Raw genomic sequence first — 22,365 nt, forward strand, 5'->3', positions numbered from 1 at the left:
GCTTATTTAAGTGTGCCTTTTACTCCCTTAAGTGATAAAGACTTAAGGGTTTTTTTGAGGAAACGAACCGACCTTTCTTCTTGTGGAGTGAATCGCAAAAGGAGAGAGGAACATGCGCAACAAAAAGTTAAAGGCGATGATCTTAATCGCAATGCTTAGCAGTATTTCTTTTGTGCTAATGCAGTTAAATTTCCCCATACCGGGATTACCACCATTTTTAAAAGTGGACTTCAGTGATGTACCTGCTTTAATAGCAGCTGTCATTATGGGACCTATCCCAGGAATTCTCGTAGCATTCTTAAAAAATGTTTTATACTGGATTTCAAACGGTAGCCCAACTGGCGTTCCTGTAGGAGAAATGGCCAACTTTGCAACGAGTATTTTGTTTATGATGCCAGTATATTACATTTATCATAAACTTACGTCAACAAAAGGATTAGTAGTCGGATTAGCAGCGGGTGTTGCCGCAATGGCAATTGGAATGAGTGTGCTAAACTACGCAATTTTCTTGCCGATGTACACATACTTTTTGCATGCACCTGAGCTAACAGGCAGTGCTTTACGAGAAACAATTGTATTAGGTATTTTACCGTTCAATTTAATTAAAGGTGTACTTGTTGCAATTGCGATTGTTGTTTTATTTAAATCGATGTCGCCGTGGTTAAAAAAACAAGAAACATCCTTTCAATAGGATACAATGCGAAGCTCCGGAGATTTTCTCTGGAGCTTTTGCTTTTATGTTCGAATCGACTTTACAGTCACTCACAATTTAAGCAAAAGGTTTCTATTAGAGATTTTTAATGGTGCTTATTTGCAATAAAATAACTCGAACCATTTTTGAATAGAATCAGTCAATAACGGTTCGAGTTAATGGTATTAAATTATTCGTATTTAAGCGCATCTCCATCAAACGATTCGTCTGCAACTTTAATGGAATCTGTTGGACAACCTTCAAATGCATCTTGCATATCTTCTTCTAGTTCATCTGGTATCGGAGCCGTACCCATGTTATCATCTAAAATAACAAACGCAATTCCCTCATCGTCATAATCATAAATATCTGGTGCAGCAGCCCCGCATGCACCGCATGCGATACATGTATCTTTATCGACAATCGTGTATTTCGCCATTCCAATCTCTCCTTTATATCCGCTCCAACTTCACAAGCTTATCTTTTTATTCTAATATTGTTTATGCGAAACTTCAACCATCACCTACTACGACGCGGAGGGGACATCGTGCTTTTTACTTCTATCCTTTTAGAACTCATCGAAAATTTCAAGGGAGAAAGATCCTTCCGTGCACCTTACTATATTTTACAAGGAAAACGTTCAGGTCAAACGATACAGGATCTTCATCAACTAAAACTATATCCTTTTTTTCATTTGCTACCAAAATTAAACGTAAAGGAATATGATGCGTATTTGCAAAAACTAGTGAAAGAGGAATTAATAGTCCGAAAAGGGGAATCGCTCATTCTTACATCTTTGGGGATGGAAATGCGAAAGAATCACCCTGCTCCTTCACTTTTCGGTTGGAAATTTAAAGGCAATGAGTTGATTTTTGGAAACCGTTTGAATTTAATCATTCAAACATTGTCCCATCTTTCTAAAAGAGATCGACATTTTGTTCCAATGATTCGAGACGAACGAATTCGCCAATATGTGAAGGTGTGGATACGTAATACATATTATCAGGGAGTAGAGAGGAATGTCTTACGTGAATTAGAAAATGTATTAACTTCCGCCATTTTTCCTCCGATTGAAAGAGCTATATTCGTCTATCGTTTAAGTGGAAAATCCGTTACGTCGTTAACTTGGAGTCAACTAGCGGATAAATTTCACCTCACAAAGTACGATGTGTATATTTACTATGTGATGATTTTGCAGAAATTGATTCATACAATTGAAAAGGAACAAACGAAATACCCAATTTTGGTGTCAATTAGTGCTGATTTATACACTAGCAAAGAATTGACAAATTCTGCACAAAAAACGTGGGAATTATTTCAACAAGGGTATGTGTTGCATGACATCGCCAATAAAAGAAGGCTGAAAAGTAGTACGATTGAAGATCATTTTGTCGAGATCGCATCAGTATATCCTGACGTTATGGCGTTTTTTTTAGAGGATTCGAAACGATTAATGGGAGAAAAGGTTCTGGAAAATGTAGAATCTTTCAAACTATCTGCATTAAAACCATTATTACCAACTTTTTCCTACTTTGAATTACGTTTACTATTAACTTGGAAGGAGAATGGAAATGGACAGACTGGATCAAACACTTAATGCCTATTTTGGATATGATTCATTTAAAGGTTCTCAAAAAGAAATTATTACAAGCATTTTAGCTGGTGAAGATGTCATTGCATTTTTACCAACTGGAATGGGAAAATCGCTTACCTATCAATTAAGTGGACTTTTGTTACCAGGTTTAGTTTTAATCATTTCTCCGTTACTTTCTTTAATGGAAGATCAAGTTGACCAAATGAAAAAAATGGGATTAAAAAATAGTGCTTCTCTTAATTCATTAAAATCGAGTGTGCAAAAAAGAGAAATCCTTCGTCAAGTAAATTCGTACAAATATCTTTTTCTCTCGCCAGAGATGTTAATGCAGCAAGATGTACGTTCCATACTACGGGAATCCGTCATTTCACTAATAGTCGTGGACGAGGCGCATTGTATTTCACAGTGGGGATCAGATTTCCGTCCAGATTATTTACGTTTAGAAGAGTGGATTGGAGAGTACTCGAACGTACAAAAGCTTGCTTTAACGGCAACTGCAACGAGGCAGGTTCGTCAAGATATTGAAAAGGTACTTCGGTTAGAGAAACCGAGTGTTTTTCAATCATCTGTCAATCGACACAATATCTACTATCAAACAGAGTTTCTGCCAAACGAAACAAGTAAACTTGAGCGAATAGAAGAATTAATGCATCAAACTTCTACTTCGGGAATTGTATACACGTTATCGCGAAAAAAAGCGGATGATTATGCAGAAATCCTGCGTCAAAAAGGATATTCTATTGTAGCCTATCATGCCGGTTTAGAGAAGGAAGATCGACTCATCATTCAGCAACAATTCATCAACGGGGAGTTAGATTGGATAGTTGCAACAAGTGCATTCGGAATGGGTGTCCATAAAGCAGATGTCCGTTTTGTCATACATGATTATTTACCGGGTTCTATTCATGAATACATGCAGGAATCAGGAAGAGCGGGTAGAGACGGAGTTCAATCTGCATCCGTTATTCTTTTACATGAGCGTGACCATGAAAAAACAATTTTCACGAAAACAAATGGAATGGTAAATGAAAGTGATTTGTCTTTATTTACCCACTATGAAGGGTCTCTCTCAGAGTTAGTTGAAAATGGATTAGTAGAAGAAACAAAGCTTCGAATCTGGTCGTATTGGAAGGAAAGATTACAGTATGAGGAATTAGAGTCCCATTTTAACCGTTTAAAAGCAGGCAAAATGAAAGATATATTCGCGGTTCAGTCACTTTTCTATGAGGACAGATGTATACGAAAACAACTAGTAGAATATTATGGGGAAGATTTGACGGATCAGCAGACTCCGTGTTGTTCGGTGTGTGATGCAGAATTTTCTTCCTTGATTCTTTCGTTTACACGAGAAAAACCACTAATAGAGAACAGCGACTGGTTAAATCGATTGCGAAATTTGTTGTAATGAGTGGAAATGCTTATTTCCAAATAGGGAATTATTCGTCATAATAATGATAGACTGTTTTAAAAAAGGGAGTTTATTTACATGAGTAATGAAGAGTATAAAGATAGTATCGAACGACATCGAAAAGCTGTGAATTTAGAAGAAGAGTCATCTCCATCACGACGAACGAGAAGGACGTCGAAAAAACAAGCTGTTACGAAACAATCGAATCGTAAAAATCCATTAATGCCAATATTGTTTTTTATTTTTATCATGATTCCAATTGGTTTTTTAATCTATATTCAATTTTTCTACGATCCATCCGCTACAGAAACAACCGTGGATGAAAGTATTACATACGAAGAGAACACGACTACAGATAGCTCAGACACGAATGTCGATGAGAACATAGAAGAGGATGCAATTGATAAGAAGGAAGATACAGGTACGGAAGATAATGTATCGGAAGATGTTCCATCATCTGACACGCCTATAGTGGAACCTGCTGAAGAACGAACGCAAGCTGGTGACGACGAATCGAGCACTGATTCGACACCTAACCAAGGAAGTAAAACGCATACTGTTGCGCCAGGTGAGACACTTTATCGAATTGCTATGAATTATTATAATGATCCGTCTGCTGTGGACAAAATTAAAGCAGCGAATGGATTATCTTCGGACTCCATTTCTGCTGGGCAAGAATTAATTCTGCCATAAAAAAGGATTTTATCCTTTTCTGGCGAATATATCTAAAGATATCCAAAAGAAAAGAGGGTTTATATGTTTGCTAAAAGTGTCATGATCCCAAAAGAAAAATGCCTAACAATTCAAGCTGGTGAATCCGTTGAAACAGCTTTAGAAATTCTTGAACAAAAACAATTGGATGCTCTTCCGGTTTTAGATGGGAAAGAATATAAAGGATTGTTAAATCGATACATCGTCTATAGAGAATACTTTTATAGTGGAAAAGAGAAACAGGATTTTTTAAGTAATATGACGGTTCTCGACTTAGTTACGATGCAAGAGGTTTATCTCACATCGGAAGATGTTTTTGAAAAATCTTTTTACCAACTAAATGATTTTCCAATTATCGCTGTTGTAGAGGAAGGGAAATTTTTAGGTTTAGTAACACGTTATGATATGATGAATGAATTCCAAAGTGCTTTTGGTATGAAAAAAGATGGAATTCGAATTTCATTCACTTCTTCTGAAGCAGAAGGAAGAATTGCACGTCTTGGAGACATTATCGAAAAACATCATGAATCAGTTATTTCACTTGTAACGTTTGACGAAACTGACAAGTTACTTCGTCGAATCGTCTTGAAAGTTGAAAAGCGAGGGAATTTACCATCGTTTTTACACGACTTAGAAAAATCAGGATTTCGAGTTCTCCATATTGAAGAAGACTAAAGAAGGGGGTATCCCTTCTTTTTTCTTTCTTCGATTCGCTCTATAAGAAATGATGAGACAATCATGCTACAGTGTTAAAGGTAAGTGAAAGAGGAGATCAAGTTGCAAATTGTTGGCATTCTATTATTCGTCTGTATAGCGTTGGTCGCACTTATGTTCTTTTTGGCACATTTTGCCGTGATTAGACATCATAAAGTTGCTTCGCCAATTCCGATTGAAGAAGATATTAAGTTGTTTTTTATTTCTGATATTCATCATCGAAAAATAAGCAAACAACTGTTGAAAAAAATAAAAGACTCTGTAGATTTCATCATTATTGGTGGAGATTTAACGGAAGAATCTGTACCGATTAAAAAGACCGAAGAAAATATTCGTTTATTAACAGGAATTGCTCCAACTTATTTTGTTTACGGCAACAATGATCGAGAAGTTGGAGAACACAAACTTGAGAGCATACTGATGAAATATCATGTAGAAATTTTATCAAACCGGTGCGTAAAGATAGATGGCCATTCCTTACAATTGGTTGGAATAGATGACACAACTGCTGGATTAAGTAATATCACACAAGCATTTGAAAATTGCCATTCAGATATCCCAATTGTGTTTATCTCTCATACTCCTGCCATTATTCGAAAAGTGATGGAAAACTATCATCCTTTTTTATGTTTATCTGGTCATACGCACGGAGGACAGATTCGGTTAGGAAAATGGGGTTTACAGGATTTAGGCTCTTTTGAAAGGAAAGATGGTTACTTTCAGCTGATTAGTAATGGGTATGGAACAACTTTCTTACCTTTTCGTTTTGGCGCGATTGCGGAATGTCACATTATGACGATTACGTCGTGAATGTGTTTCGACTGCATACCAATCATTTACAATGGGGAATAACTTCAGTAAACTAAGCACTGTTTACCAAGCGATTTCTAGGAGATGTTTATAGTGGCAGAACAACAAGGAAAATACAATATGAAAGCATTCTCTCAGTTAGTAGGGATATCTCCGGGTACCATTCGCGCTTGGGAGAGAAGATATCATATACTTTGTCCAATTAGAAATGACATAGGTCATCGACTGTATACAGATGCAGATGTCGATATGATTTTATGGTTGCAAAACAAAATAGAAACAGGATTTACGATTAGCCAAGCTGTTTCGCTATTTGAACAACGTAATGCGTTTGAGATTGATGATGTTAAAAAAGATCAAACAGATCAAAAAAGAGTGGAACGGATACAAGAAGAGTTAGTGCATGCATTTCTATCGTTTGATGAAATTTCAGCACAACAGCTTTTAGATCAAACATTTAATCTTTTTACTCTCGAAAAAGTATTTTTCGACATTCTTTCACCTGTTTTGTTTAAAGTAGGAAATTTATGGGAAGAGGATAAAATTACCACCGCACATGAACATTTTGCTACATCGATTATTCGATCTAGAATTAGCGGTATCATGCAAAGTTTCCCTGCCAATCCAATGCTTCCAAAAGTATTAGCTGTGTGTGGTCCTGGAGAATGGCATGAGTTAGGTCTGCAAATATTCTCGATTTACTTAAAACGTAAAGGATATGACGTGGTGTATCTAGGTAGTACCGTGAAAGACGGAGATATTAAAAGTGTGCTTCCGATGATTCGTCCGCAACTATTGATCCTGTCGGTTACATTGGATCGGAACTTACCTAAAACAATTGAACTCTTGCATGAATTGCAGGAATCATTTCCTGAGATCCGAATAGGCTTAGGTGGAAAAGCAATTGAAAGATCAAATTATTTACAAGAGAAGCATATAGGTACGACACTATCCGAATGGGATAATTGGATAAAAGGGAATTCTAAGTCTGAACGTAAGGTGTGATTTTTTGAAACAAGAAGAAATTATCGTTATTGGTAGTGGACCGTGCGGTATGTCCGCTGCAATTGAACTGCAAAAGAAAGGATTTAATCCTTTAATTATAGAAAAAGGGAATATTGTTCAAGCAATTTACAATTACCCAACGCATCAAACATTTTTTAGTACGAGTGAAAAACTAGCAATTGGAGATGTTCCTTTCATTGTAGAGCAACGAAAGCCTTCTCGGAATCAAGCGCTAGTTTATTATCGTGAAGTGGCAAAACAGCATAAACTGAGATTACACCGATTAGAGGAAGTACTTGACGTCACAAAAATTGAAAATGAGTTCAAAGTAATGACGAACAAATCTACTTACTTAACAAAACGAGTCGTAATCGCAACAGGCTACTATGAACAACCAAATATGTTAGGTATTGATGGAGAAAAATTGCCGCACGTTTATCATTACTTTAAAGAGGGACACCCATTTTTTGATATGGATGTTGTCGTAATTGGAGGAAAGAACTCGGCTATCGATGCTGCGTTAGAATTAAACAAGGCCGGCGCAAGAGTAACAGTGGTTTACCGAGGCACGGAGTATTCGAAAAGTATTAAACCATGGATTTTACCTGAGTTTGATGGATTAGTACGTAACGGGGAAATCACCATGCATTTTAATTCCCAAGTTTCCTCTATCAAAGAAAGTTCGGTCATTGCAAATGTAGATGGCGAAACGAAGGAATTAAAAGCAGATGCTGTTTTTGCAATGATCGGTTATCATCCAGATCATAAATTCCTCAAAAGTTGTGGAGTGGAGCTGGATGATCTTACCGGAAGACCAATTGTGAAAGAAGAAACAATGGAAACATCCGTTCCGAATTTATATATAGCGGGAGTCATTGCAGCCGGTAACAATGCAAACGAAATATTTATTGAAAATGGACGATTTCATGGGCATGCAATTGCAGCAGATATCGATTCAAAATCATTGGAAACAAACGAATAATTGAAATATACTTTGTTTCATAAATGGTTAAATTTTTACAATGAACAGCATTCGTTGACAACTTTAAAAACTTCATCATTTTCAAATGAGAACCTACATCTAGTTAAGATTCCTATTTTGATTAGGCAGCGTTTTAGTCAATGAAAAGCGAAAAGGCATTTTAAAAAAATCCGAACGATTTCGACACTCTGAATGGAATGTTGAACAATCGTTCGGATTTCCTTTTTATGAGAAAAGTAGAGAGTATTATGGTGCCAAAGAAGGTATGAATTATTTTTTAAAACCTGTGTGTTGCTCAGAAATCTCTAATAACAATTTTATCCGGGCTTTAGGCCCACTTAATCCATGTTCAAATCGAACGCCATATTGTTCTAACATTTTTCCACCACCTAAGTATCCGTAAACAGGTTGTGCAATGCCGTTGTAGCATCTTGAGACCATAATAACAGGAACATGACGCTCACGTAATGCTATGATTCCAGGAACTAAACTAGGAGGTACATTACCCTGTCCTAATCCTTCTATCACTATCCCTTTAACAGGTAACTGAATCACGGCATCAAGAAGTGCAGATTCCATTCCCGCATATGTTTTCAATAAAAATACATTTCCATGTAGTGATTCCACCTCATAGCGTTGGTGCTGAAAAGCCATGTGATGAAAATGGATGTCTTCTTTTGTAATTAACCCGATTGGGCCATATTGAGGACTTTGGAATGTGCTGACATTACTAGTCGATGTTTTCGTAACATTTTGTGCGGAATGTATTTCATCATTCATTACGACTAAAACGCCTTTTCCTTTCGAATCAGGGTGGATAGCCACTCGGATGGAAGAAATTAAATTATAAATACCATCTGCACCTATTTCATTTGAAGAGCGCATGGCACCTGTCAAAATAATAGGGATATCTAGATGGAGTGCCAAATCTAAAAAGTATGCTGTTTCTTCGAGCGTGTCTGTTCCGTGTGTAATGATCACACCATCCAAATTCTCTGAAATGGCGATCTCTTTTATTAATAAGGAAAGATGAAGCATTTCGTTTGGTGTTACATGAGGTGATGGTAAATGAAATGGTTCAAACTCCACAATATGAGCATACGATTTTAAAAGATGATTCTCTTGTTTTAGAGGATGTTGATCACTTGGAACAACTGCTCCTATGGAAGAATCCATGTGCATCGAGATTGTCCCACCTGTATGTATTACGCCAATTTTTTTCACATCGTAGTCTCCTTTATTTCCCTTTACATATCTCGTGCTATACTTATTTTGAAGGAGGGAAAACATGTTATTTCTTTTGTCTGTTGCGATAGCACCTGGACTTGCGCTATTAAGTTTTTTTTACTTACGAAATGATATAGCAAGTGAACCGTCCAAAACATTATTTCAAACATTTCTCTATGGTGCTATTTTAACGTTTCCTCTCCTGTTTTTACAATTTGTATTCGAAGAAGAAAATTTTTTAGGGCATTCCTATCTTCGGGACGTCCTAATATCAAGCTCTTTAGAAGAATTTTTTAAATGGTTTATTTTACTCATCGCTATATATCAGCACGTGGAATTCGATGATCCATATGATGGGATATTATATGGAGCTAGTATTTCGCTTGGTTTTGCAACAGTTGAGAATATACTGTATGTATTTACATATGGGGTGGAAACAGCATTTTTTCGTGCATTATTACCAGTTTCAAGCCATGCATTATTCGGTGTCGTTATGGGATACTACATAGGAAAATCTAAATTTGCTATGCATGAATCAAAAAAGCCTCTTCTATTCCTAGCGATCTTTGTACCGTTGGCTTTACATGTTCTGTATAACAGTATCCTCTCTCTAAAAGAGGGATGGTTAATTTTCATGATCCCTTTTATGCTTTTTTTGTGGCTGCTTGGTCTATCAAAAGTGAAATCGGCTCACAGCCATGCTTTAAAATATAAAAACGACATTCTTTCCTAGCGTAACATTATAGAAATGACAACTAAAAAAACCGAAACCGAACGAACATTCATCATTTTTTCTGACGAATGGAATCGTTCGGTTTTTTCATTTTAAGAGTAAATAACTACCGTCACTGAAGAATAAACCAGGAATATAATTCAAAAATGATGGAAAAGTAAGAGAAAAGAGAGGGTCTTGCAAAACGATGAACTTACATTCTTTCATGGATACTTACAATGGTTGAACAACTAAATTGCTTGTTTATGAAAATATTTTTACAAGCACAACGCTAATTATAAAGGATAAAAATAGGATGTTTTGCAAGTGATTAATGGGAGACTTAAGTTAACTAAATGGATTGAAACGCTTCGACTTTTAAAACTAGATTGCATAAAATTCCCGAAATTATCCACACTAGTTGGAAAAAGGAGCGAATGAAATGAAAAAAAGAGGATTAGCATTATTGCTACTATTTTTTCTTGTTGGTGCAACAACGCCACATGCTTTTACAGATCAAGTGCTCGAACGAGGTGCTTATGGGGATGATGTAGTAGAACTTCAATCACGGCTACAATATATCGGGTACTATACCTCTCCTATTGATGGCAAATTTGGTTATAACACCTATTGGGCAGTACGTAAATTCCAAGAACAGTTTGGACTGCCAATTGATGGTATAGCAGGTAAAAAAACAAAACAAAAATTAGTAAGTGTGACAAAATACGATCAAAAGTTTGTTCAAACACAAATAAAAAAAGGCAAGAAATTCACGCATTATGGTCAACAAAAAAAGACAGAGCAACTTCCTCCTACTTTCTCGGAAAAAGATTTGCAATTAGTTGCTAACGCAGTTTATGGAGAAGCGAGAGGTGAACCTTTTGAAGGTCAAGTTGCAGTAGCAGCCGTGATTTTAAATAGAGTAGAACATGCTGAATTTCCTAATTCTATTTCCGGAGTTATTTTTCAACCTGGAGCATTTACTGCTGTCGATGATGGGCAAATATGGTTAGAACCAAATGAACAAGCGAAAGAGGCTGTGTTAGATGCTTTAAACGGATGGGATCCTACTGAAAATGCCATTTATTATTTTAATCCGGAGACTGCTACAAGCAAATGGATATGGTCTCGTCCTCAGATTAAAAAAATCGGACAGCATATTTTTTGCATGTAAGGAGTGAGAAGGATGAAAATTGTTCGTTTGTTAGTAGTTATTGCAGCAATTGCATTTTTTGTTTTATGGATTCAAGCTTACTCCGCAAAAAAAGATGTGGAACAAGCACTTCAAGCACAATATACGCAACGAATTAGTGATACCTCTGAAAAGATGGTGCATTTAAGGGATGCTGTCGATCAGTCAAGAATGTTCGAAGATCCAATAGCTCGACAAAAACCGCTAGAGGATGTCTGGAGATTAAGTTCTGAATTAAAAAATGATATCGGGATGTTACCAATCCACACAGAATTTCGAAATCAATGGATGAATTATTTGGGTCGGTTAGGAAATAGTGCACAACTCACTGCGCAATCGAAAATACCTGCAGAGAAGTGGGATCAAGTCGCAGCTGGTGTTGTTGTCAATATGAAGTCTTTTGAACAAGATTGGAACAAAGCATCAAGTATTCAATTAAGTCAACCTACATCTATTAAGCAAACAAAAAAAATACTCGATGAACCGATCGCAAAAACGAATTTTAATGGCTTGTACACACAAGTGAAAAAGTATTCTGAAAGCGATTTCCCATTGACGACAAGTGAAGAAGATGTCCAAAAGAAAATTGAATTAAAGCATTTAAAAGAGAAAAAATGGACGCAAGGTCAAGTGGAAGAAAAATTTAAACAATTATTTCCCGAATTAGCAAAAGCAAAATTAACGACAAGTAAAAGTAAAAAAGACGCACCATATCCTTTTTTCGAGGTTTCATTTAAATTAGGAGATGCATCTGGATATGCGGACTTCACAGAAAAAGGGGGAAATCTCCTATCTTTTATAAATAATCGTCCAATTGGCCAAGCTGCGATGAGTCAAAAGGAACTTCGTGAAAAAGGGAAGAAATATCTTCAACAATTAGGTATTCAAGATGTGCAAAATACACAAGAACTGGAAAATAACCTCGTTTGGCACTTTGCTTATGCTCGTGTTGTAGGGGACAAGCAAGTCAAAGTGTATGATGATAGTGTTCAGCTTAAACTCGCTAAAGATAATGGGCAGCTATTAGGGGTAAATACAATGGAATATATACAAAAGGAAAAAATCTCCGAGCAAGAAATTTTGCCTATTGATACGAAAACGTTTTTCACACCAGATGTTATTGTGCAGTCACATGATTATGCATATACCGAAAATGATTATCTTGTTCAACGGTTAGTACACGATTTTGTCGTCACGCAAACAACTAAAAAGACCAGTGAAACGTTCCGCGTATTAGTGGATACCGAAACATTTGAAGTATTAAAGGTTCAACCCCTCACTTAGTAGTACTTTTCAACTAAAAAGAGGTAGAAATTTTTTTGAACACATGTCATAATACGGGTAAACGTATTGTGAAAAGAGGCATGAAGTATGAAGCCGAAAGTTGGAACCATTTTAACATTAGAACCTAGCTATTCGGACTCAATGGAAAAGTACCGCTGCAAAGTAGTGGAGGAAAAGGAAAATCTACTTTACATTGATTATCCGACTGATTCTATTACAAAAAGAACTGTCTTTTTAATGGAGGGAGCACAATTACGTGCCTCTTTTGTGGAAGATGAAAAAGCGGCATATGCTTTTCAAACAGAAGTACTGGGTCGAACAAAGCGTCAAATTCCGATGATCATGCTTTCCTTTCCGAAAATGGAAGAAGTCCTTAAAATTCAGCGTAGAGAATTTGTTCGAGTAGAAACACCTGTCGATATTGCCGTCGAATATCAAGGCGATTTTAGTCAATTTGTCGCTGAAGATATTAGTGCTGGAGGTACAGCGATCATTCTTAACAACCCTGTTAACTTTAAAGAAGGGGATGAAATCGATTTAACCGTATCTCTACCATTTGCGAACGGAGATGTGAAATACATTCAAACAAAAGCGATGGTAACAAGATTTTGGGAAAAAGATTTTATCCAAATAGCATCCGTGAATTTTATGGAAACAGATGATGTGGATAAGCAATATATTGTTCGATTTTGTTTTGAACGACAATTATTAAAGCGAAAAAAAGAAGTAGAGTAATGTAGAAGCCTAATTTTTAGGCTTCTTTTTCTGCCTTTATGGTACAATAATTTGAAGTTAAATGGAGGTATTTTACGATGAAAAACTATATTCAAATTGCAATCGATGGACCTGCAGGCGCTGGAAAAAGCACGATTGCAAAAATGGTTGCCGAAAAGCTTGGTTATACATATATCGATACTGGAGCGATGTATCGCGCTATTACGTATAAAGCAATGAATGAAAACATAAACTTATCTGACGGGAATGCCATTGGTTACTTGTTGGAGCAAACAGATATTGCTTTAATCCCCTCTCCTAGTGGACAACGCGTCGTGATGGATGGCAACGATATTTCTCAAGAAATCCGGTCAAATGATGTCACATCTAATGTTTCAGAAGTCGCAGCTCATGCGAATGTTCGAGCAGAAATGGTGAAACGACAATTAAAAATGGCCGCAAGTTCAGGAGTTGTCATGGACGGCAGAGATATCGGAACACACGTTTTAGTAAATGCGGAATTGAAAATATTTATGTCAGCTACCGTTCAAGAGCGTGCTAAACGACGACTATTAGACAATGAAGCAAGAGGAATACAATCAGACATTGCAAGCTTAGAAGAAGAAATTGCTACTAGAGATAAAATGGATAGCGAACGCGAAGCTTCCCCTCTTGTTCAAGCGCAAGATGCAATTTTTCTGGATACAACTTCTATGACAATTGTAGAAGTTCGAGATGAAATTATTCGACTTGCAGAAGAGAGGTTGGCATCATGACATTTTATCAAGTAATTAAAGGCACTGTTTGGCAATTATTGAACCCAATGTATCGATTTGATATAGAGGGATTAGAGCATTTCCCAAAAGAAGGCGGAGTGCTTATTTGTGCAAATCATATTTCGGCACTTGATCCGCCAGTGGTTGGAATCACTTCACCAAGACCTGTGCATTTTATGGCGAAAGAGGAATTGTTTCATATGCCCGTCCTAAAATGGGCAATCCCAAAATTAAATGCCTTTCCTGTTAAACGTGGAATGAGTGATCGAGATGCGCTTCGTAAAGCAATTTCTCTCTTAAAATCAGGGGAAGTGATGGGTTTATTCCCAGAGGGGACAAGAAGTATAGATGGCAAATTAGGAAAGGGATTTTCAGGTGCAGGTTTTTTTGCAATGAAAGGCGATGCCCATGTGATTCCGTGTGCCATTATTGGACCATACAAACCATTTAAACGTTTAAAGGTTCGTTATGGAAAACCAATTGACTTAACTGAGTTAAAAGAACGAAAAGCGAATGCAGAAGAAGTTACTGCAGTCATCATGGAACATATCCAAACATTATTAGATAAATAAGCTGGTCATTTAAAGTGTAAATTTTTGTATTTCTTGAAATATTGGCATAAAATGAATAGATGAACGTTTGAAGGAGGATGCTATATGTCAGAGGAAATGAACTTGAACGAACAACAAGATTTCCAAGAAGGAAGTCTCGTAAAAGGGAAGGTTGCACAAGTTGACGAAAAAGCCGTCATTGTTTCTATTGAAGGTGCTCCTTTCGATGGCGTCATCCCTATTAGCGAATTATCGAGCCTACATATCGAAAAAGCATCAGATGTTGTGAATGTAGGAGACGAACTTCAACTGATCATTACTAAGGTAGAAGATGATAATTATGTCCTATCTAAACGTAAAGTGGATGCGGAAGATGCTTGGAAAGAATTAGAAGAAAAATTCCATTCTGGTGAAGTATTCGATGCTGAAGTAAAGGATGTCGTGAAAGGCGGGTTAGTCGTTGACTTAGGAGTTAGAGGATTTGTTCCTGCATCTCTTGTCGAGGACCATTTCGTTGAATCATTCGATGATTATAAAGGGAAAACATTGGCATTTAAAATTGTCGAAATGGAAAAAGATAAGAACCGACTTATTCTATCCCATCGAGCAGTTGTCGAAACAGAGAAGGCTTCTCACAAACAAACAGTTCTGCAAACTATTCAAGCCGGAGATGTGCTTAAAGGGAAAGTCCAACGTATTGCAACATTTGGAGCTTTCGTTGATTTAGGTGGAGTTGATGGATTAGTCCATATTTCTCAGCTTTCTCACAATCATGTAGAATCGGTCTCAGAGGTTGTGAAAGAAGGGCAAGAAGTTTCTGTAAAAGTGTTATCAATTGATCGAGACAATGAACGAATCTCTCTGTCCATTAAAGAAACGCAACCTGGACCATGGGATACAATCGAAGAAAAAGCACCAATAGGCTCTACGTTAACTGGAAAAGTGAAGCGATTAGTAACGTATGGTGCCTTTGTAGAAGTATTTCCAGGAGTGGAAGGATTGGTCCACATCTCCCAAATTTCCCATTCTCATATTGGAACACCTCACGAAGTGTTGAAAGAGAATGAGGAAGTCACTGTAAAAGTGCTTGATGTGAATAAAGCGGAAAAACGTCTCTCTTTAAGTATTAAAGAACTACAAGAAGACACTGAACGTAAAGCAATTGAGAAGTACGAATTGCCAGAAGAAAATTCTGGTTTCTCCATTAGTGATGTAATTGGGGATAAATTAAAAGGGTTTAAATAATACATGACGGACTAGATTATTTCTAGTTCGTTTTCTTTTTGTGGAACGAGTTCAATAAATTTTATCCAAAATTCTCCTCAAATTCTTATCCCTTTTGATTTCTACGGAAAAAATCCACGTCTAATGGCAATAAATAATAAAAAGATATGTCAAATCAATGAATGATTTTTCATTTCCTATGTTTTTATCTACGTTGAAAGCCCAATTCATGTATAATACGTTAAAGAAGAAGTTGGAAGGATGTTTAGTATGTCAAAACCAGTAGTAGCAATCGTAGGAAGGCCAAATGTTGGTAAATCGACGATTTTTAATCGAATAGTTGGAGAAAGAATCTCCATCGTGGAAGATATTCCAGGAGTAACGCGTGACCGCATTTATAGCTCAGCAGATTGGTTAACACACGAATTTAATATCATTGATACTGGAGGTATTGAAATTGGTGATGAGCCATTTCTTGAGCAAATTCGTTCTCAAGCCGAGATTGCGATTGAAGAAGCGGACGTTATTATTTTCCTTGTGAATGGTCGAGAAAGTGTCACGACTGCAGATGAACAAGTGGCAAAGATACTCTATAAAACAAAAAAGCCAATTGTACTAGCCGTTAATAAAATTGATAATCCAGATATGCGAGAAATGATTTATGATTTCTATTCTCTTGGATTTGGCGAACCATTTCCCATCTCAGGGTCGCATGGTCTAGGATTAGGGGACTTGTTGGATGAAGTGGCAAAGAATTTCCCACAAGAAGATGAAGAAGTTTATCCAGATGATGTCATCAAGTTCTCCTTAATTGGCCGCCCTAATGCTGGGAAATCCTCCTTAGTAAACAGTTTCTTAGGAAATGATCGAGTCATTGTAAGTGAAGTCGCGGGTACAACTCGTGATGCGATTGACTCTCCTTATGAATACGATGGGCAGCCCTACGTCATTATCGATACAGCAGGGATGCGTAAGCGCGGAAAAATATATGAGTCGACTGAGAAATACAGTGTCCTTCGAGCATTGAGAGCGATTGAGCGATCTGATGTGGTTCTTGTCGTTTTAAATGGGGAAGAAGGAATTCAAGAACAAGATAAAAAAATTGCTGGTTATGCTCATGAAGCAGGTAAAGCAGTTATTATTGTTGTAAATAAATGGGATGCTGTAGAAAAAGATGAGAAAACAATGAACGAATATACAAAACGGATTCGGGAACACTTCTTATTTTTGGACTATGCGCCTATTCTATTTGTTAGTGCTAAAACAAAGCAGCGTGTCCACCAAATCTTGCCTGTTATCAACCGTGTAAGTGAAAACCACTCGATGCGTGTACAATCTAGCTTGTTGAATGAAGTGATCGAGGATGCGGTAGCTAGAAATCCTGCACCATCCGATAAAGGCAGAAGACTGCGCATTTACTATGCAACTCAAGTTGCGATTAAACCGCCCACTTTTGTTGTCTTCGTTAATGATCCAGAGCTCATGCACTTTTCTTACGAACGTTTCTTAGAAAATCGAATTCGTGAGTCATTCGATTTCGAAGGAACACCAATCCGTATCATTACACGTGCTAGAACGTAGTAAGTGGAAAGGAATGTGACGATGGAAAAGATTACTGTTTTAGGAGCAGGGAGCTGGGGAACGGCATTAGCAATCGTATTAGCAGAAAATAATCATGATTGTTTGTTATGGTCCCATCGAGCTGACCAGGCTATAGAAATAACCCAGAACCATACCAATAAAAAATATCTACCTGAAACTACCCTGCCAACAAACTTGAGAGCAACTTCTGATTTAAAAGAAGCGATAGAACATTCTCAAACGATCGTGTTGGCTGTTCCGACTAAAGGGATTCGAGAAGTTTGTGCAACGATCAATGACTATTTATCGAATCCAGCGCTAATCATCCATGTTTCAAAAGGGATTGAGCCCGATACATTTAAACGAATTTCGGAAATGATTGAAGAAGAAATAAGCCCTAGTAACTTACAAGAAATAGTTGTGCTTAGTGGCCCGAGTCATGCCGAAGAAGTTGTTTTACAGCATCCAACTACTGTAACCGCTGCATGCAGAGATTTGACCTATGCAGAAAAAGTGCAAGATTTATTCATGAGATCTTATTTCCGTGTGTATTCAAGTAGCGATGTAATTGGTGTCGAGATAGGTGGCGCATTAAAAAATGTGATCGGCTTAGCAGCGGGAGTATTAGCAGGTTTAGGTTATGGAGATAATGCGAAAGCCGCGTTAATTACCCGTGGCTTAACAGAGATTACGCGATTAGGAGATAAAATGGGAGCGAATCCGAGAACATTTTCGGGACTTTCAGGTATAGGAGATTTAATAGCAACATGTACAAGCGTGCATTCCCGTAACTGGCGGGCGGGAAATTTACTTGGTAAAGGATACAAATTAGAGCAAGTACTTGAAGAAATCGGAATGGTCGTGGAAGGCGTGCGTACGACAAAAGCGGCTTATCAACTTTCCAATCACTATCATGTGCCGATGCCTATTTCGACTGCCCTTTATCATGTTTTATTTGAAAATGAAGATCCAAAGACTGCCGTAGATTCTCTCATGGAACGTTCGAAAAAACATGAAATGGAAGATTTATACGAAGGTCATGAATAGAGAGAAAAATGGGAGTGAGACATCATGACATCGCTTGGGAAAATGTGGGTATCTTTTGCCTCTATGGGGTTTATGTTAATTTCCATGGGGTTAATATATTTTAGTCGCTACAAAATATCCAACAAATTTGTGAAATTTGTTTTTGCAATCATTGCATACATCTTATTGATAAGTGGGTTTTTGACGATGGTGTATGTCGTTTTTAGCGGTCCGACTGGAAGGTGACAGAAGTGAAATTATCAAAAATTGCAGGAATTATTCTTCCACTCCTGCTTCTCTTAAGCGGTTGCATGTATCCTAGTTCTGAAAGAGCGGAAAACCAAATTCCATATGATGCGCAACTTAAATTAGTACAAGAAGCAGTCGACTCATTTCAAACAGATTCTAGTGGTTTATTGCCAATCAAAACGAGGGATCAAGATGTCGATCAATACATTAAATATCCGATAGATTTTGAAAAACTCGTTCCGAGATATCTTCCAGAGTTACCTGGTAACGCGTTTGAAACAGGTGGAATCTATCAATACGTATTAATGGACGTCGAAGAAAATCCAACTGTGAAATTAGTAGATCTTCGAATGGCAGAAAAACTTCGAGAATTGAATATTAAACTTGGCGTAAATGGATACGGTCCGATCAAAGATGAAATCGCACCAAATGTCTATACGCTTGATTTTTCTGTGATGGGATACAAGGAAGAACAGACAGTGAAAAGTCCATACTCAGACGTTCATTTGCCAATCATTGCAACAGGTGACGGTAAACTATATGTGGACTACTCGATTGAATTAAATAAATTGATCCAAGAAGAAAATTTAACTCCTAAGCAAGGCGAGGATATTCGTGCTCTTTTAGTAGAGAAATATCCTATTTTACCAGCGTATTCTCTACCTTATACAGTGAATGAAAAAAATGAACCGATTTTTAATCTAAACCCTTAACACTTCATGTCTTTTGCATGAAGTGTTTTTTTTTCGCATATAGTGAAGTGCGATGAAAAGGGGGAATTTTGGATGGATTCAGTTTATTCTCAGTTAGCTGAAAGAACAAATGGAGATATGTATATTGGAGTAGTAGGGCCAGTACGTGTAGGGAAATCAACGTTTGTAAAACAATTGATGGAAAAGGTCGTGATTCCAAACCTTCAAACGGAGGATGATCGTCGACGGGCAATTGATGAATTGCCTCAAAGTTCGGCAGGGCCAGCAATTATGACAGCCGAACCCAAATTTGTACCTGCGCAAGGTACACGAGTGCATTTAGCAGAAAGCTCTATATCGTTTCAAGTTCGCTTTGTTGATTGCGTCGGGTATTTAATTGAAGGCGTGAAAGGGCACGAAGATGAGAACGGTCCACGATATGTACAAACTCCTTGGGATTCTCAGCCAATTCCATTTGAGAAAGCAGCTAGAATTGGCACGGACAAAGTTATTCGAGATCATTCCACATTAGGAATATTCGTGACAACTGATGGCACGGTTAACGGGATCACAAGACACCAATTACAACCAGTTGAAGATGAAATGATAGCGACCCTTCAATCTATAGGAAAACCGTTTGTTGTCGTATTAAATAGTGAAAATCCATACCACGCAGATACGTTAGCTTTAGCGGAAGAAATGCGAGCAAGCTATAATGTCCCTGTCATTCCTACAAGCGTCAAAGATATGTCGGAAGGAATGCTCCAAGACATTTTAAAAGAATGTTTGTTTGAATTTCCGGTTTTCGATGTGGAAATGAATACACCTGATTGGATCGATATTTTAGATGATAGCCATCCGATGAAGCATTCTTTAAGTGATGCTATTCAAGAAAGTATTAATCAAGTGCAAAAAATCCGTGACGTACAGCGGATAGCGGAAGCGTTAATGCACTATGACTTCATTGAACAGGCCGAATTAATGGAAATATTACCTGGTAAGGGAATAGCAAGCTTACAGTTAACCATTGAAGAAAGCTATTATCAACACGTATGTGATTCCTATTTAGATCATTCGATTGAAACAAAAAAAGATTGGTTGCTCTTCTTACAGGAATCATCTAAACGGAAAAGACAGTTCGACTCCTTTTCGCAAGCATTAGAAGATGCTAAAACAAAAGGGTACGGAGTCACCATACCGAAGAAAGAGGATTTTGATCCTAGCATGCCTGAATTGGTCAAGCAAAACCAATTTTTCGGAGTGAAAATGAAGGCTAAAGCTGCAACTTATCATGTCATACGGATCGATCTCGATGCAGAATTTTCCCCATTAATAGGATCAGAATTTCATAGTAAACAGCTTCTAACCGAATTACAAAATGCCTATCAAAATGATCGGGAAGAACTTTGGGAAACATCCCTTTTTGGAACACCATTACACAAAATGCTAACAGAAAGTATGAAATTCAAAGTGGACTCCATTTCTTCTTTGTCTAAACGCAGAATGCGAGAAACAATTGAGCGAATGACAAATGACGGAGAACGCGGTATGATTGCATTTATACTTTAAACAATGAACAGGACCTCCGTTTTATGAGCGGAAAGTCCTGTTATTTTATTGAAAATGAAATTATTTCCAAGATTCTTGAAATAGTCTGATAAATACTGTTGCATAGGCTTTTTCGTTGTGATACTCTTTTTACATGATTGAAGTTCCATCCCCTTTGAGAGGAGGTGAATGGTGTGAATAAAACAGAATTAGTGAACTCTGTAGCTGAAGCTGCAGGTCTTTCTAAAAAAGACGCTTCTAAAGCAGTTGATGCTGTATTTGATACAATTCAAGGTGCTCTTTCAAAGGGTGACAAAATTCAGCTAATTGGTTTTGGTAACTTTGAAGTTCGTGAACGTGCTGCTCGTAAAGGTCGCAACCCACAAACAGGTAAAGAAATCGAAATCGCTGCAAGCAAGGTACCTGCTTTCAAACCAGGTAAAGCACTTAAAGACGCAGTAAAATAATTCGCGTCCAACGTACATAGAACGACTTTTGCTATTATGGCAAAAGTCGTTCTTTTTTTTTTGAGATTGTTGATACAGAAGAAAACTATAAAATATACAAATTGTCGAATTGATTGTTTCTGCTAACCTCATCAAAGAGAAATGAATCACTTACATATTATTTACTAAATGAACAATTGAAAAGTGGGGCAGAACGGAACGAATTATACTTCCAACATTCCCATAAATACTTTCAACGTTAGGATGAATTGTTTCTGGATATCGGGTACTTTAACTAGCGAGGGGGGCTTCTGTGTGCTACTATTTTGTTAGTTTGGAAAAGGTACTGTAGGGGGCAAATAATGTCGAATGTAGATAAAGCAAAAATAGAAGAAGCAATTAAAATGATTTTGGAAGCGATTGGTGAAGATCCTAAGCGGGAGGGTTTACTTGAGACGCCGAAACGAGCGGCGAAAATGTATGAAGAAGTAATCGGAGGAGTAGAGGAAGACCCAAGAGAATATTTCACGACAGTTTTTCATGAAGATCATGAAGAAGTTGTGTTAGTAAAGGATATTCCTTTCCACTCTATGTGCGAGCATCATTTAGTTCCTTTTTTTGGAAAAGCTCATGTAGCATACATTCCACAAAATGGTGTGGTAGCAGGTTTAAGTAAGCTAGCGCGAGCTGTTGCTTCTACTGCGAGACGCCCTCAACTTCAAGAGCGAATTACTTCCACCATCGCTGATGTGATGACAGAAATGTTATCGCCTAAAGGTGTGTATGTCATTGTAGAAGCGGAACATATGTGTATGACGATGAGAGGTATTAAAAAGCCTGGAGCAAAAACTGTAACTGCTGTTTCAAGAGGGATTTATGAAACAGATGCTGTCAAACGAAATGAAATTATGCAATTTATTCAAATGAAGTGAGGGGAATTCTATGACGGAGAAAGAATTTATTATGATTAAAGCAGAAGAAGATGGTGTACATGTCATTGGATTGACTAGAGGAACGGATACGAAATTTCACCATTCCGAGAAACTAGACAAAGGTGAAGTGATGATTGCTCAATTTACAGAGCATACTTCTGCGATGAAAATTAGAGGAAAAGCGGAGATCGTTTCGGCACACGGTACGGTTTTAAGTGACTCGAAAAAATAGGCACATTTTCGTGATGATTGATACGTGCTATGCTATAATGACACATGACAAGTCGGTATAACCT

25 protein-coding genes are annotated in these 22,365 nt (G+C 37.4%); 23 read left to right on the forward strand and 2 right to left on the reverse strand.

Annotated elements, in window-relative coordinates:
• Positions 1-112: 112 nt before the first annotated feature.
• On the forward strand, positions 113-691 hold the full coding sequence (locus tag D3873_RS05490) for an ECF transporter S component (protein WP_119883101.1): 579 nt from the start codon (positions 113-115) through the stop codon (positions 689-691).
• A 190-nt stretch (positions 692-881) separates the two neighbouring features.
• Here D3873_RS05490 and D3873_RS05495 read toward each other — a convergent pair whose 3' ends face one another.
• Positions 882-1,130 (reverse strand): ferredoxin, encoded by a 249-nt coding sequence (locus tag D3873_RS05495; protein ID WP_119883102.1) that lies wholly within the window; start codon positions 1,128-1,130, stop codon positions 882-884.
• Between the two features lie 108 nt (positions 1,131-1,238).
• On the opposite strand from D3873_RS05495, the gene D3873_RS05500 reads away from it, so the two are divergent.
• The 7 genes from D3873_RS05500 (at position 1,239) to D3873_RS05530 (ending at position 7,915) form a co-directional block, all read left to right on the forward strand.
• Positions 1,239-2,288, forward strand: coding sequence for a YpbB family protein (locus tag D3873_RS05500; RefSeq protein WP_162920141.1), 1,050 nt, complete (start codon positions 1,239-1,241; stop codon positions 2,286-2,288).
• A complete protein-coding gene (locus D3873_RS05505; RefSeq protein ID WP_162920142.1) occupies positions 2,263-3,690 on the forward strand; it encodes a RecQ family ATP-dependent DNA helicase in 1,428 nt (475 codons plus the stop codon). The genes D3873_RS05500 and D3873_RS05505 overlap by 26 nt, the downstream gene beginning before the upstream one ends.
• 81 nt (positions 3,691-3,771) lie before the next feature.
• Positions 3,772-4,386 (forward strand): LysM peptidoglycan-binding domain-containing protein, encoded by a 615-nt coding sequence (locus D3873_RS05510; RefSeq protein ID WP_119883105.1) that lies wholly within the window; start codon positions 3,772-3,774, stop codon positions 4,384-4,386.
• A 63-nt stretch (positions 4,387-4,449) separates the two neighbouring features.
• Positions 4,450-5,079, forward strand: coding sequence for a CBS domain-containing protein (locus D3873_RS05515; protein ID WP_119883106.1), 630 nt, complete (start codon positions 4,450-4,452; stop codon positions 5,077-5,079).
• A 102-nt stretch (positions 5,080-5,181) separates the two neighbouring features.
• A complete protein-coding gene (locus D3873_RS05520; protein ID WP_119883107.1) occupies positions 5,182-5,928 on the forward strand; it encodes a metallophosphoesterase in 747 nt (248 codons plus the stop codon).
• A gap of 93 nt (positions 5,929-6,021) precedes the next feature.
• Complete coding sequence (locus tag D3873_RS05525; protein ID WP_238473828.1) at positions 6,022-6,933, forward strand: MerR family transcriptional regulator; 912 nt, start codon at positions 6,022-6,024, stop codon at positions 6,931-6,933.
• A gap of 4 nt (positions 6,934-6,937) precedes the next feature.
• Positions 6,938-7,915: a YpdA family putative bacillithiol disulfide reductase gene (locus D3873_RS05530; protein ID WP_119883109.1), complete on the forward strand. Its 978-nt coding sequence runs from the start codon at positions 6,938-6,940 to the stop codon at positions 7,913-7,915.
• A gap of 270 nt (positions 7,916-8,185) precedes the next feature.
• Here D3873_RS05530 and D3873_RS05535 read toward each other — a convergent pair whose 3' ends face one another.
• Positions 8,186-9,139, reverse strand: coding sequence for an asparaginase (locus tag D3873_RS05535; protein ID WP_119883110.1), 954 nt, complete (start codon positions 9,137-9,139; stop codon positions 8,186-8,188).
• Between the two features lie 64 nt (positions 9,140-9,203).
• Between D3873_RS05535 and prsW the strand changes: the two genes are divergently transcribed.
• The 15 genes from prsW (at position 9,204) to mtrB (ending at position 22,301) form a co-directional block, all read left to right on the forward strand.
• Positions 9,204-9,875 (forward strand): glutamic-type intramembrane protease PrsW, encoded by a 672-nt coding sequence (gene prsW / locus D3873_RS05540; protein ID WP_119883111.1) that lies wholly within the window; start codon positions 9,204-9,206, stop codon positions 9,873-9,875.
• Between the two features lie 421 nt (positions 9,876-10,296).
• The gene (gene sleB, locus D3873_RS05545) at positions 10,297-11,028 is read left to right on the forward strand and encodes a spore cortex-lytic enzyme (protein WP_119883112.1); all 732 of its coding nucleotides are present in this window, start codon (positions 10,297-10,299) and stop codon (positions 11,026-11,028) included.
• 12 nt (positions 11,029-11,040) lie between these two features.
• The gene (locus D3873_RS05550) at positions 11,041-12,330 is read left to right on the forward strand and encodes a PepSY1/2 domain-containing protein (RefSeq protein ID WP_119883113.1); all 1,290 of its coding nucleotides are present in this window, start codon (positions 11,041-11,043) and stop codon (positions 12,328-12,330) included.
• A gap of 87 nt (positions 12,331-12,417) precedes the next feature.
• The gene (locus tag D3873_RS05555; RefSeq protein WP_119883114.1) at positions 12,418-13,065 is read left to right on the forward strand and encodes a flagellar brake protein; all 648 of its coding nucleotides are present in this window, start codon (positions 12,418-12,420) and stop codon (positions 13,063-13,065) included.
• Between the two features lie 77 nt (positions 13,066-13,142).
• Positions 13,143-13,820, forward strand: a complete 678-nt coding sequence (gene cmk / locus D3873_RS05560) for a (d)CMP kinase (RefSeq protein WP_119883115.1) — start codon at positions 13,143-13,145, stop codon at positions 13,818-13,820.
• The gene (locus D3873_RS05565; protein ID WP_119883116.1) at positions 13,817-14,392 is read left to right on the forward strand and encodes a lysophospholipid acyltransferase family protein; all 576 of its coding nucleotides are present in this window, start codon (positions 13,817-13,819) and stop codon (positions 14,390-14,392) included. Before cmk ends, D3873_RS05565 begins: the two co-directional genes overlap by 4 nt.
• Before the next feature lie 84 nt (positions 14,393-14,476).
• A complete protein-coding gene (gene rpsA, locus D3873_RS05570) occupies positions 14,477-15,616 on the forward strand; it encodes a 30S ribosomal protein S1 (RefSeq protein WP_119883117.1) in 1,140 nt (379 codons plus the stop codon).
• 249 nt (positions 15,617-15,865) lie between these two features.
• Positions 15,866-17,176: a ribosome biogenesis GTPase Der gene (gene der, locus D3873_RS05575; RefSeq protein WP_119883118.1), complete on the forward strand. Its 1,311-nt coding sequence runs from the start codon at positions 15,866-15,868 to the stop codon at positions 17,174-17,176.
• Between the two features lie 21 nt (positions 17,177-17,197).
• A complete protein-coding gene (locus D3873_RS05580; protein WP_119884485.1) occupies positions 17,198-18,223 on the forward strand; it encodes an NAD(P)H-dependent glycerol-3-phosphate dehydrogenase in 1,026 nt (341 codons plus the stop codon).
• 24 nt (positions 18,224-18,247) lie between these two features.
• Positions 18,248-18,448 carry a DUF2768 domain-containing protein gene (locus tag D3873_RS05585; protein WP_119883119.1) on the forward strand — a complete coding sequence of 67 codons (201 nt, stop codon included), beginning with the start codon at positions 18,248-18,250 and terminating at the stop codon, positions 18,446-18,448.
• A 65-nt stretch (positions 18,449-18,513) separates the two neighbouring features.
• The gene (locus D3873_RS05590; protein WP_420799001.1) at positions 18,514-19,164 is read left to right on the forward strand and encodes a YphF family lipoprotein; all 651 of its coding nucleotides are present in this window, start codon (positions 18,514-18,516) and stop codon (positions 19,162-19,164) included.
• A 72-nt stretch (positions 19,165-19,236) separates the two neighbouring features.
• Entirely contained in the window at positions 19,237-20,712 is a 1,476-nt protein-coding gene (gene spoIVA / locus D3873_RS05595; protein ID WP_119883121.1) for a stage IV sporulation protein A, read from the forward strand.
• A 173-nt stretch (positions 20,713-20,885) separates the two neighbouring features.
• Entirely contained in the window at positions 20,886-21,158 is a 273-nt protein-coding gene (locus D3873_RS05600) for an HU family DNA-binding protein (RefSeq protein ID WP_119883122.1), read from the forward strand.
• A gap of 341 nt (positions 21,159-21,499) precedes the next feature.
• Complete coding sequence (gene folE, locus D3873_RS05605; protein ID WP_119883123.1) at positions 21,500-22,069, forward strand: GTP cyclohydrolase I FolE; 570 nt, start codon at positions 21,500-21,502, stop codon at positions 22,067-22,069.
• Between the two features lie 10 nt (positions 22,070-22,079).
• On the forward strand, positions 22,080-22,301 hold the full coding sequence (gene mtrB / locus D3873_RS05610; protein ID WP_119883124.1) for a trp RNA-binding attenuation protein MtrB: 222 nt from the start codon (positions 22,080-22,082) through the stop codon (positions 22,299-22,301).
• Positions 22,302-22,365 lie beyond the last annotated feature (64 nt).

Source organism: Paenisporosarcina cavernae (genome assembly GCF_003595195.1).
GTDB classification, from domain to species: domain Bacteria; phylum Bacillota; class Bacilli; order Bacillales_A; family Planococcaceae; genus Paenisporosarcina; species Paenisporosarcina cavernae.